Below are 13,099 nucleotides of genomic sequence, written 5' to 3' on the forward strand. Positions count from 1 at the left end.
CAATGCAACGGCGGCACTGGACTTGCCGCACGAGTACGGCTAAAAGATGAGCTCGCGACCTGGAGTAAATCAATGTTCGTGATAAGGTTTTTTCTCGTCGGACTGTTGTTTGCCGCGGCGGGCATCGGCGGACTTCCGTGGCTGGCAGACCGGGCGGAAGCAGCAACCGTAACCTGTGCCGGCGGGAACTTGGCGGCCGGCAGCGGCGAGGACCTGCTCGTGACCGGCCCCTGCACGGTGCCCGCGGGCACCTACCGGTACGGCAACGTCAACCTTTACGGCGGCGGCAGCCTCACCTTCCAGGACGCCGCGATCGATTTCTGGACGAGCGGCCTACTGGTGGAAAACGGCAGCAGCCTGGTTGCCGGTTCGCCAACGGCGCCGATCGGCACTGCCGGCGGCACGCTGACGATCCACCTGTACGGCGCGGCCTCGGACGCGGCAACCCGGAGCCTGGTTTGCCAGTCGCCCGGCGGCACCTGCGGCGCTCCTGCCAGCACGTGGAGCTCCAATGGCGGCACGAAAGTCCCGCTGCCTGGCTTCCCGGACAACCAGCCGGTCGATTACTTCTATGCCTACGAGTCGCTGCCCTACGACGGCAGTGCGGCGGTGCCTGCCCATTTTGGCCATAAGGTGCTGGCCGCCTCTTACGGGGCGAGCGTCCAGCTGTTCGGTCGCAAGGGTGCCTGCTACGCGACCGCCTGCGGGGAGAGTGCAGACCCGGCCAACCCGACCGCGTCCAGTTCCGGGCTGAGCTGGGGCCGGCTCAGCGGTTCCCTGCAGCCCGGCAGCACCCGTCTCGTCATCGACCGACTGGTGGACTGGGCCGCCGGCGACCACATCGTCGTCACGACCACCGATTACCTGCCGGGCCACTCCGAGGAACTGATCATCGCCACCGCAGCCCCGGACACGGGCAGTGGCACGACCACCCTCACCTTCAGCAACGCGGTCACCGGGCAGGCAGGCGTCCAGTATCCGCACAACGGTGAGACCTACCGCCTCGCTGCCGTCCCGACACGGCTCAATCTGGACATACAGCAGGCCGAGACGCGGGCAGCGGTCGGGCTGTTGTCGCGCAGTATTCGTATCGTCTCAGAGGGCGATGCACTGAATCAGCCCTTTCCCGCGGAAACGGCAAGCCCGCCCTACGCCTATGGCGGACACACGATCGTGCGCCAGGGCGTTCAGTCCTTTCAGATCCAGGGCGTCGAATTCCGCCAGCTCGGGCAAGGCGGCCGCATCGCACACTACCCGGTGCACTTCCACATGGTGCGGGAAGCACCGCCGCAGACCTTCGTCAAGGACTGCTCGGTCAATGAATCCATGACGCGCTGGTACACGGTGCACGCCACCCAAAACGTCACGCTGGCGCGCAACGTCGGCTGGAAGTCCATCGGTCACGGCTACTACATCGAGGACGGAACCGAGACCGACAACCGCTTCTACGCAAACCTCGGCGTTTTCGCGCGTGCCGCCGTGGACAATGCGCAGAACCCGCGCCAGGTACCAGGGATACTGGCCGGAGCAGGCGGGCCCGCGGGCAGCGACAGCGTTCCCTATCTGTCGGACTACAACCACCCCAGCGTGTTCTGGATCATGAACGGCTGGAACGACTTCCAGTACAACATGGCGGTCGGCGCCGGCACCTGCGGTACCTGCTACTGGCTGGTGCCCGGAGCGATCAGCGGTCCTTCGCGGAATCAGAAGTGGGAAGCCTATGCCTCGATGCAGGCTGGCCTTGGCCGGGCGGGAACGACACCGCTGAAAAGCTTTACCGGGAACTTCTGCTCGACGGCCATGATGTCCTTCAATACCGTCGGCAACACCAACTGTCCCGGCATCGCCGCCAGCGAGGACAGCGATCCGATCCAGCCCGTGACCAATCCCCTGGCGCCAGCGGTCCCGGCCGGCGACGCCGGCGATCCTACCGCCGGCGGCTACTACCCCATCGTCAGCCAGGGCGGTGGGCGGTTTGCCACGCGCTGCGACGGCGACACGACCGATTGCAGCCAGGTACCTATCTGCGCCGACGGCGCCGCCAGCGCGAACTGCATGGTCACGGTGCTGGATCACTACACCTCATCCTTCCATTGGACCGAGACCAACTTCGCCGCAATCTGGCTGCGTCCGCAGTGGTATCTGGCCATCGGTGGCGTCCTGTCGGACGTCCAGAATGGCGGCATGACCTTCGTGACCGGCGGCGACTACACGCACTCCTCGATCATCAGCGGCTACTGGGCCCTCGCGCGGAAGAACGTCTTCATCGGCCAGACGCAGCCCGACAACCCCTTTGCATCCGCGGCCGGCCCGGTCAACGGCGCTAGCGGACTCCGCTGCGATTCCTCGTCGGGCAGCCACTGTCTGCTCAAGGACGAAGGGCTCCTGCTGCCGCTGAGCACCTTTGCCGTCAACCAGCGTTTGTTCAACATCTACGACGGGCCGTCCTATCAGGAGTCCAACGCCTACCTCGACATCAATACCGTCGACGTCGACGACTGCCAGCCGGGCAGTAGCGGAACCTGTTTCACGAGCCAATCCATGTACGGCCGCGTGCAAGGCATGCCTTTCGACAGCGCGCGAGCCGAGTGTTACCTGCCCAACGCCGCCATCGGCTGGAAACAGCCCAACGGCTTCTACTATCCGCCGGCCTTCCACTCCGACAACCTGTTCTTCGCCAACGTCGACATCCGGCACTTCGTCATCGAGCCGCTGTTCCGGCCGGACAGTTTCGTCACGGATCCCGTGGCGACACAGGCGCAATACTGCACCTGGAACAGCGCACTGTTCACCGGCTTCACCGACGTCGACCGGCAGACCGTGCTCAACGACGACGACGGCTCGCTGACCGGCCTCGTCAACACCGTGTCGGTCAACAAGGACCCATTCTTCGCGGCGCCGGTGGAAACACCGGAGTGCGCCTCCGAGGATACCGTCAAGACCAGCCCCTACGACTATGTGACCACCGTGGTCTACCCCGGCTGTGCGATGAACGGGACCTGCGGCCAATCCGGCGCCGAATGGGACGCGGCGTGCTCGACACCGCAATGCTTCGGCGTACCGCTCTACCGGCAGCTGCTCCGAGGGGACGAGACGACTGCGCCCGCCATTCGGATGATGGGCGCGGCCATTTACCAGCGGAGCAATCTGACGGTCAACAACGGCAACTACTACATCGACACCACGGTCGGCGCGACCGCGCAGCGGGCCTTCAACAGTCCCGAGACGATCAGCAGTCTCAGCGTTTTCGGGGCGGGGCAGACCTATTACGTGTTCAACCTGTATGCGAAGCCGAGCACCGCACAGACCTACCAGATCTACGTCGGATCCGGGTTCGATCCGGCCACCGACCTGTCATTGGTACGGGCCAGTATCGCCACGGCCCCCCTGAGTTTCACACCCGGCCCCTGGCCGCAAACGTGGAGCCAAAGCTACGATCCGGCCACCGGCATACTCACGGTGACCCTGAACCTCGCGAGCTTCCAGGCACAGTTCGATGCGGGCCGTGCGGCAAGCTGTCAGCCACAGAGCTTCTGCTCCTGGAACGGCGCCAGCAGCGCCTGTGAGTGCTCGGCACAGCTGCAACAGGACGATCCGGCGCTCTATGCCCAGTGCATGGGGAACGCCGCGGCCGGCGACAAGCCGGTCTGTAGTTGGGCGGAAAGGGATCTGGACTGTCCGGCAGGCGGCTGTTTTGGCTTCTCCTTCAAGCTGCCGGCTGGGTTCCAGACCGATCCGTCCCCCAATCCACGTCCAGCGGCGACCGCCTTTCCGTCCGATACGACCTGGAACATGCCATGGACACCCGCCACACCGAACCTCGCCGGATCCTGCTTCAACCCGGCGCTCGCACCGGTATCGTTCAGCGATCTGGGCGGCGCTCCGGGTATGACGCGCAAGATCCTGCTCGGCACGCCCGGCAATGATGTGCTGAATGGAACACCGGGGGACGACATCATCAAGGGCTACGACGGCAACGACACCCTTACGGGGTTCGGCGGTCACGACTGGATCTCGGGCGGCAAGGGCCATGACACGATTCTCGGCGGACCCGGCAACGACACGCTCAACGGCGGCGATGGGGATGACACGGTGCGCGCCGGCGATGGGCACGACGTGATCCACGCCGGGTCCGGCAATGACCGCCTCTTCGGGGAAAAAGGAGACGACGTGATCCATGGTCAAAAGGGCGATGACCAACTCAACGGGGGCAGCGGTAACGACCATTTGCACGGCGGCGTCGACACCGACCGGTGCCTGAACGGAGAGCGCCATGGCGGGTGCGAGAGCCGGCGCTAAGCCGATGTTCACAACGTCCCTCAGCGGTGTTCTCGCTCCCGCATGGCATCTGTTATCGTCCCCCATCACGCGGGCGGGAACCGCCCGTCATCAAACAATGTTGTGAGGACACGGCCATGCCGACCGAAACCCCGTTCGACGTTTCCCGGGACACCACTCTCGAGCAACTCACCGAGCTGTTCGCCCGCCAACGGCAGGCCTACACGGCCGACCCCATGCCCTCGCTGCAGGAACGACTGGCTCAACTGAAGACGCTGAAGGCGCTGCTGTTGGACCACCGGGAAGCGATTACACAGGCCCTCGACTCGGACTTCACTGCCAGGGCCGCCAGCGAGACGCTGGTCGCCGAGATCATGCCCTGCGTCGAGCACATCGGCTATGTGTGCAAGCGGCTCCGTCGCTGGATGCGGCCGAGTCGCCGGCACGTCGGGCTCCAATTCCAGCCCGCGCGGGCCAAGGTCGTGTACCAGCCCCTGGGTGTAGTCGGCATCATGGTGCCCTTCAACTATCCCCTGAACCTCGGCATCGCACCCCTGATCGCCGCCCTCGCCGCCGGCAACCGGGTGATGCTCAAGATGTCCGAAATCACACCGCACGTCGGCGCGTTGCTCCGCGATGTCCTCCGCAAAGGCTTTGACGAGGACCGGGTGGCCGTGGTCACCGGCGACGTTGAGATCGCACGGGCCTTTTCCGCGCTGCCGTTCGACCATCTGTTGTTCACCGGGTCCATCCCGGTCGGCAAGCACGTGATGCGGGCCGCGGCGGACAACCTCACCCCGGTGACACTGGAACTGGGTGGCAAGTCGCCGGCGATCATCGCAGACGATATCCCGCTGGACGACATCATGGACCGGCTGGTGTTCGCCAAGGCGCTCAACGCGGGCCAGACCTGCGTGGCGCCGGATTACGTTCTGGTGCCGCGCGCCAAGCTTCGACCCTTCCTGGACGGGTTCAAGGCAACGTTCAACCGGATGTATCCCAAAGTGAGCGGTAATCCGGATTACACCAGCGTCATCAATCGGCACAGCTACGAGAGGCTGCAGGCCTGGCTGAAGGATGCCGAAGCGAAAGGGGCACAAATCGAAAGGGTCACCGAAGAAGCCCTCGATGATGGCACCCATCGCATGGCGCCCTGTCTCGTCACGGAGGTCACGGACTCGATGAAGATCATGCAGGAAGAACTGTTCGGTCCGATTCTGCCCGTCCTTCCCTATGATTCCGTGGACGATGCCCTCGCCTTCGTCAATGCACGGCCGCGGCCCCTGGCTTTGTACCTTTTCACCTACGACAAGACCTTGCAGGAGCGGGTCACGCTGCGGACCCATTCCGGCTCGATGGCCATCAACGAGGCTTTGCTGCAGGTAGGCATCGATGATCTGCCCTTCGGTGGCATCGGACCCTCCGGCATGGGTCAATACCATGGCCCCGAGGGGTTTCAGACCTTCTCCAAGGCCAAGTCGGTCTTTACCAAAGGGCGGCTGAACTCCATGAAACTGCTGTATCCCCCTTACGGCAAGACCTTGCAGAAGTGGATATTGAATTGGCTGCTCCGCTGATCCCTCACCAGCCACGCTGACATCCCGCTACGGCCGGCGCCACCGCGCGCCCTGACGGTTTGGAAGCAGCCCCACACCCTCCATTCGTCCTGCACGGCACGCCGGCAGACCAGCGGCAGCAGCCGCCCCGCGAGCGGCGTCGGAAGAAAAAAGGGCATCCGAAGATGCCCATTTTCGTGACTGTCGGGTCGTGGTCAGACGCCGTCGGGATACGCGTAGCTGTAATGCTTGCGCAGCGGCTTAACCACTTGCCACTGGCTGTCCAGTCCCGCATGGAACGATACGAGATCGCCCGGAACGATCCGCACCGGCTCCCCATCGGCAGGCGTCACGATGATCTCGCCTTCCAGCACGTAGGCCGTTTCCGTTTCGTCGAAGTCGATCGGAAACTCGGAAACTTCCTTTTCCCAGATTTCCCATTCGGCGACGCCCAGTTCTTTCAGGCGATCTTCGCTCGGATTGTGTTCGATCGTTATCTTGCTCATCGGATTCATTAATAGTCGAAACGTAAAACCACGAAAGTGTAGCATTGCTGGCAAGGCCGGAGCCATGTCGGGCCTGCGCCCGTCACCGCTGCCACGCGGTTTACTTGACCAGCGGCCCCGGAACCGGCCGCCGATCCGGCAAGCGCCAGTTCCTGCAACGCCCGACCACCGACGGGACCTGTCCGCAAGGACACGGTTGAAAATGAATCCGGCGACAACTTTCTGTTTAAGCTTTCCCAACCGCAAACCAACGCTACGGAGTTCTGCATGCGTCACGCCGTCATCATGCTTTTGGCAACCGTTTCAGCCCGCGGCGTAGTCGCCGCCGAGTCGTACACCATCGACCCCAATCACACGCTACCCGTATTTGAGGTAAACCATCTGGGCTTCACGACGCAGCGAGGCCGTTTCGACAAGACGGCCGGAAAGATCCAGCTGGACAGGGAAAAGAAGACCGGCGCGGTCGACTGGACCATCGAAGCCGACTCGATCAATATGGGTCAAACCAAGTGGAACGATCATATGAAGTCGGCTGACTTTTTCAATGTCGCCCAGTTTCCGACGATCACCTTCCATTCCGAAAAGCTGTCCTTCAAGGGGGACACGCCCGTTTCCGCCGACGGCACACTGACCCTGCTGGGGATCACACAACCCCTTCGGGTGACCATCCACCGCTTTACCTGCGGCCAGAACCCCATGAATCAAAGGCCGCTGTGCGCGGCCGACATCGAAGCCAGCCTGAAGCGGTCGGATTTCGGCATGACCAAATACCTGCCCGCGGTCGGGGACGAGATCAAGGTCTTTGTGCCGGTCGAAGCGTACCGGGATTGCAACTCCGTGCAAGCTTGCTGAAGCGCAACCGGCGCCAAGCCTGGGAACCACATCAACGATACGAAACCGACGGCGCGCCGTCGGACGGCAAGACGGCAAGCGCCCGGACGCTGACGACGCGTTGTATGGGACCGAGCCCCGGCCGACTGCCCGGCGCTCGGTATATCGACCCAAGGGCGTCTCACCCCCTTGACAGGGGCGAGACGCAGCCGGCCGGACTTCAGTGCAGGACCGGTCCGAGACGCAGCAGACGCGTTTCTCCAGACGCGTCGTCCACGCCGTCGTTGTCGGTCACGGCATAGGCCTTGCCGTCAGCCGCCACCGCCAGGCCCTCGAGCTTGTCCAGCACCCAACCCCGGTACGAGGCCAACTGGGGCAGCAGATCCAGTGCCGGATGTTTGCTAACCAAGGGGAATACACCGCCCTGAGGCTGCGGCGTCAAACCGGCAATGGAAAACTCGAAGACCTTCTTGATGCGGGCATCGGGACCGCCCTGATTGTCGCGCTCGATCACGGCAAAGCGCTCGCCGCCCAGCGACACGAGCTCCGACAAGCCGACCCATCCGCCGGCCGGCGACTCAACCGCCTCCAGCGGGTAGTAGAAGAAGCGCCACTCGTTGGTGGCCAGGCGGTATTCCCCGATCCGGACCTGTCCTGCGGGATCACCCGTCCACTCCCGCTGGAACGCGACGTAAACCTTCGCATCGGCGCCGCACCGCGTAACGGCGACGCCCTCGAAACCGTTGGACTTCTGCAGCGCGTTGACCTCGGCGGGCAGCGCGATTTCACGCAGAACCGTACCGTCACCGTCGGCCTCGATCAGCAGATTCGGCTTCGCCGCGGTGCCGTCCCCTTCGGAAACCAGCCAGAACTTTCCGTCGGAGCAGGTCGCAATCCCTTCGAGATCGTAATCCACCGTCGCGCCTGCCTTCTTCAGAACGATCTCGTTCGCGATGACCGCGGGCTTCACGCCGACGTGCAGTTTGTAGATTCGCGACTCGCGGTAATACGAATCGGGGACGGCGTAAAGCCATTCTTTCCACGTGGGATGCGGTGCGAGGCCCGACAGCGCGCCCCAGGCGATCGGCGCCTTGCCTGCCAGCGGTCCGGTCTTCTGCGGGGCGGAGACGACCGATGGGTAGTTGGACACCTTGTCCTTCAACGCGAAAATGTTGATCTGGGCCCGCCACTCCTCGTCGTTCTCGGTCGAGGCGACGAACAGATTGCGTTGCGGTATCGCCAGCAGGCCTTCCGGTGAGATACCGGTCGGCAACAGTTGCTTGAAGATCGGCTTGTCGCCGCCCAGCTCGTACACCGCGACGAAGCTGCCGCGCTCGGCGCCGACGAAAAGCAAGCGCTGCGCACCAAACACGGCAGAGGTAATACCCTCCGGCTCGGAGCCCTTGGCGTCGGCGCGGGCCTCGGGGAAGTGCCCGTGGCGTATGGCCATGTAGTCGAAGTTTCGGCCGCTTTCGAAGTTCACCCGGCCTTGACTCTCGAAGATCGAGAAGCCGCGGCTGCCGCCAAACAAATCGCCCTCGTTGGCCGTTGCCAGATGGTCGGTCCCGAGCCAGGTGACGGCATCGGGTTCGCGGGGGATCCGGGTCAGTGTCGTGTCGAACTCGATCAGACTGTTCTCGACGCTGTCGATGTTGCGAAGCGTGACCGAGCCGGCCGCGAAATGCCGCGTGACGACGCCTTTTTCGAGATCGACCAGCGCGATGTGATTGTTCTCCTGCAGTGTCACGGCTGCGATGTTGGCGGCATTGATGGACACGAACTCGGGTTCCGGATCTTCGGGGGCATAGGCAGCCAGTCCCGTGAGTTCGACCTTGCGCAAAGCCCAGGCCGACGGCGCGCCTTCCAGATCGACGATGGCCAGATAACCGGGCGGTGATTGCGGCAAACCGCCTTCAACACCGCCAACGGTGACGTCTTCGTCGCGCTCGTTTTCGATCGCGATGGCTGCATACCGGCCGTCCGGGCTGATCGCTACCGAGTCGGGCTGGCCGTGCAGATCGATTTTCGCGAAAGGCGCGCAAGCGGCGAGATTGGCGATACAGGAGGCGATGTCGTAGACGGCCAGATGCCCGGACGGGTTGGCGAAGCTGTCCGAGGTGTTCACCGCTACCAGGGCATACTGCCCTGCGACTGCGACCGAAGTCGGTTCGCCACCGACCCCGAGCACGCCCAGTCCCTTCGGCGTGGAGGGCTTGGCGATATCGACGAATCCGATGACTTTCTGCGGACTGTCGGTATAAACCAAGGTCTTACCATCCTGGCTGACCGCAGTGATCTCCGCGACGGTTTCTTCGACCGCATCGCGATCACACGAGGTGTTCTCGCAGACATTGAACGTGGCAATGCGCTCGAACTGGGGTGCCTCGGGCACCGGGGTCGCGTGTGCACCGGCAGCCGTGAGCACCGAGCAGAGCGCCGCAGCGGCGGGTCGCTGTATTTTCAAATTCATGGATTGCTCTTGATTGGGTTGAGACGGGAACGCCGGGACGACAATGTGCAGATTCTCGCGGGCATTGCCTCGGCAGCCTGGAACGGATGGCCTGACAGACCGGCGTCATTGTCGGGAGCAGTTGTTGCAGCAGCATGACGGCGCCGCCGCTGCGCGCGTGACGCCGCATCTCACCGCCCATGCACTCCGGCCTCCCTCCGCCTCCCCAATCGAGCGTTCCAGCCATTGCAGCTGCAGCGTGGCGGGCAGCGCACCGCTGCGCTGCCGCCCGGGTGTTCCGGCGCTCAGTCCATCGCGCGCAAGGGGCGCGCGAAGCGAAGCAGCCACATATGCTGCCGCGACTCGATCTCCGGCAAGCTCACGATGGCCACCGCCCGCGCGCCGGCGGGGCACTGATCGCCGAAGATCGCCGTCCCGTCACCTGCCGCCTGGCAGCGTTCGACCTTGCCGGCAACCAGTCGTGTGCCACCGGCATCGAACAGGGCGGACTGAATGCCGTAGTCATTGTCATTGGTGAGCGCCAAGGTGCGCTCATCCACCATGGCCAATCCCTCGGCTTTCTCCACGTCCCACCCCAGGGCTCGCAGATCGACGAGCAAGCGCTTGCGAAGCGGGGTGATCGTGCGCCAGTCGGCCGCGCCGACCGGATGCCCGCTGATGGCCGAACGTTCCAGATCGCCACCCGAATTTGCATGGATGTCGCTGGCATCCGCCGTGTCGACCAGAAAGAGGCGATTGGCGAAATGCCCGTCAGCCTTCCTGCCCTCCTCGATGACGACGAATCGCCCGCCGCCGAGTGCAGCGATATCGCCCAGCTTGGCATTTCCGCTCTGACCATCCTGGTAGTCGCCGCCCGCGACAGGGTAAGCGAACTCGCGCAGCCGCCGTGTCACCGGGTGCAACTCCACCCAGCGGATGAAGGGCGCGGCGTCCTTGACCTTGACGTTTTTCCCCTGAACGGCGACGGCACCGTCATCGATCGGGCTCTGCAAGGCCCCGACCAGCGTGCCGGCCTCCGCGTCGTAGGTCAGCGCCTCCATGCCGCGGTTGACCCTTCGGCGCGCAAAAATGGACGGCAAACCGTTACCGGGCGTGAAACGGGCCAAAATCCGCCCGGACGCCGGGTCGAGTTGCAGCACTGCAGGGCCGTACTCCTCCGACACCCAGAGCCTGCCGTTGCCGCAAGCGACGGACTCGGGATCGATCCCGCGCGGATCCGGGTCGATCGCGCGCAACGTCTCGGACAGACCCACTTCTTCCGAACCGTTGGCCGTCCCGGGCGCGCCCGGCAGCCCGGAGGTTCCATGAATCGGCGTCAAATTCTCAAGCGAGGCGATCCCTTTCGCCAGCGAGACGACGCCGAAGGCGGGAGTGAAGTCGGGGACCGGAAAAAGCTTCGCTTCCTTCCCGCCGACCTCGGGTCCATCGCCATTGGGTCCGCGGTCACCCAGCACCCAGAACTCCCGGCCCCGGCGACCCTCCCCCTTCAGGCAGATGCCGCTGCCCATCGAACGCGGGAATCCGTTCGGAAATGTCTGGCGCGTTATGGCAGTCGCGCCGGTGTAAGAAACGAACTGATCGGTCCGGAGCGCGATCTCTCCGTGGAGCACTTCCACCCCTCTCCCGAAGGCATCGGTGCCCGCATGACGAAACTCGGATGCCAATCCATCGCCAACGAACCACAGGCCGGTCACGGCGATCGCGAGCCATGCCATCGGCGGCACAGGGTGGAGCGGACCATTGCCGCGAGTGTTCATTACCAACCTCTGAAGATCTAGTGGCGAAGGCACACCGGCCTCCCGGATGCTGAACCGCAAGCGTGCTGCGGACCAGCCTCGGTCCCGAACCCACGCGGCCTGCAACACGGCACGGTCGCCCGAATCGCAAAGAGCGGCGTTCGAATGCGGTCAGGCGAGCAGGCTCGAGTCCTTTTTCCCGCGATTGCCGTGAAGGATCCGTTCTAATCGTTCGGGATCGCGCTTGGCCAGGTCGACGTACTCATCCAACAGGGCAGACCAATTGGAACCGCCATGGATGCGGAACTTGTCCAGTGCGACCAGCAGCAGCTTTACGGCGGCACGCAGTTCGCGATCCTCCGCGCCCCCATAGTGCGCGACCAGTTCATGAAATACCGCTTCTGCTCTTTCCAGGGGGGTCATGTTGGATGCCATGTCTTGGATCCTGTTGAAACGAGAGAGCGCGACTCAGACGATGCGATGGCCGCCCGTCGACGTACCGATCCAAAGGCGCGCATTATCGATCGGTTGGGCCGGATCGCGAGCCGGTACCACCCGATGCGGAGCGCGGCGTGGCCGACCATGTTGCCGCAACGCGGCGCTGTTTCGCCTGGAAGCGAAGTCATGGTCAGGCCCGCAGGTCATCGGTGGTCAGGTTGCCACCCACTGACCGCGGGACCTCCGGTTCTTCACCGGAACCGTTGACCTCCCGCACCACATCCCCGTGCCAGACGACCAGTTCCAGGCGGCCGTCGAGGTGTTCGACGATGGCACTGCAGCTGTCGACCCAGTCACCGCAATTGGCATAGGTCAGTCCGCCGATCTGCTTGATCTCCGCCCAATGGATGTGACCGCAGATGACGCCATCGAAGCCCCGCTCGCGGACATGGTGCAGGACCGAGTCTTCGAAATCGAAGATGAAATTCACGGCGGTCTTGACCTTACGCTTCGCGTAGCCGGCCAGCGACCAGTAGCCGGGACGGCCCAGGGTCCGGCGTAGCCAGGACAGCCCCATATTCACACTGACCAGGCAGTTGTACGAGACGTCGCCAAGGATCGCAACCCAGCGATGGTAGCGGGTGACCTGATCGAATTCGTCACCGTGAATCAGCAGGAAGCGCTTGCCGTCGGCCGTTATATGCACGTACTCGTACTCCAGCCGGACATCGCCGAAGGCCATACCCACATATTCCCGCAAGGCCTCGTCGTGGTTGCCGGGAACGAAAATGATCTGATTGCCGTGGCGGCCCCGGCGCAGCACTTTCTGCACAAAGGTGTTTTGCGCTCTCGACCAGTGAATCTCACCGCGACTCATGGCCCAGAAGTCGACGATGTCGCCGATCAGATAGAGATGTTCGGAGGGATGCTCGCGCAGGAAATCCACCAGGCGGTCAGCCTGGCAGGCCCGTATACCCAGGTGCACATCGGAGATGAAGATGGATCGAACCTGCATAGCCCTCATACCCACAGTCTTATGTTTTTTTGCCGCCGACGCCGCGTGTCACTGCAGACCCCGGCCTTCCCTCCGTTCCTCACCCTGCTTGGCCGCAGGGCGGGAAGGATCGGCGGACTCCCGGAGTGCCGGTCGCTCGCCCTCTATGGACGGCCCGCAGCCAGGTCCTCTCGGTCATACAAGCGACACATGCCGACGTTACCGTACCAACGTTTCAACTTGGGGTAGGCCCGGCCGAACCTCGGGCCCTTCTCAACAGCCCGCACCCA

Annotated in this window: 8 protein-coding genes; 3 read left to right on the forward strand and 5 right to left on the reverse strand. The window is 63.7% G+C overall.

The genetic code is table 11. The features are described from left to right. Positions 1 to 72 precede the first annotated feature (72 nt). Entirely contained in the window at positions 73 to 4,299 is a 4,227-nt protein-coding gene (locus ACW73L_RS16075; RefSeq protein WP_498923457.1) for a calcium-binding protein, read from the forward strand. Between the two features lie 116 nt (positions 4,300 to 4,415). Beyond that, positions 4,416 to 5,855 (forward strand): coniferyl aldehyde dehydrogenase, encoded by a 1,440-nt coding sequence (locus tag ACW73L_RS16080; RefSeq protein WP_498923458.1) that lies wholly within the window; start codon positions 4,416 to 4,418, stop codon positions 5,853 to 5,855. Between the two features lie 194 nt (positions 5,856 to 6,049). Here ACW73L_RS16080 and ACW73L_RS16085 read toward each other — a convergent pair whose 3' ends face one another. Further along, positions 6,050 to 6,340, reverse strand: coding sequence for a cupin domain-containing protein (locus tag ACW73L_RS16085; RefSeq protein ID WP_139556524.1), 291 nt, complete (start codon positions 6,338 to 6,340; stop codon positions 6,050 to 6,052). 267 nt (positions 6,341 to 6,607) lie between these two features. On the opposite strand from ACW73L_RS16085, the gene ACW73L_RS16090 reads away from it, so the two are divergent. Then, the gene (locus tag ACW73L_RS16090) at positions 6,608 to 7,192 is read left to right on the forward strand and encodes a YceI family protein (RefSeq protein WP_498923460.1); all 585 of its coding nucleotides are present in this window, start codon (positions 6,608 to 6,610) and stop codon (positions 7,190 to 7,192) included. Between the two features lie 199 nt (positions 7,193 to 7,391). Here ACW73L_RS16090 and ACW73L_RS16095 read toward each other — a convergent pair whose 3' ends face one another. From ACW73L_RS16095 to ACW73L_RS16110, 4 genes are all read right to left on the reverse strand, one after another. Next, positions 7,392 to 9,641, reverse strand: coding sequence for an esterase-like activity of phytase family protein (locus ACW73L_RS16095; protein ID WP_498923462.1), 2,250 nt, complete (start codon positions 9,639 to 9,641; stop codon positions 7,392 to 7,394). A 284-nt stretch (positions 9,642 to 9,925) separates the two neighbouring features. After that, entirely contained in the window at positions 9,926 to 11,356 is a 1,431-nt protein-coding gene (locus tag ACW73L_RS16100) for an esterase-like activity of phytase family protein (protein ID WP_498923463.1), read from the reverse strand. Between the two features lie 192 nt (positions 11,357 to 11,548). Next, on the reverse strand, positions 11,549 to 11,812 hold the full coding sequence (locus ACW73L_RS16105) for a hypothetical protein (protein WP_498923465.1): 264 nt from the start codon (positions 11,810 to 11,812) through the stop codon (positions 11,549 to 11,551). Between the two features lie 193 nt (positions 11,813 to 12,005). Then, complete coding sequence (locus ACW73L_RS16110) at positions 12,006 to 12,830, reverse strand: UDP-2,3-diacylglucosamine diphosphatase (protein ID WP_498923467.1); 825 nt, start codon at positions 12,828 to 12,830, stop codon at positions 12,006 to 12,008. Positions 12,831 to 13,099 lie beyond the last annotated feature (269 nt).

This window comes from Methylolobus aquaticus, assembly GCF_054172105.1.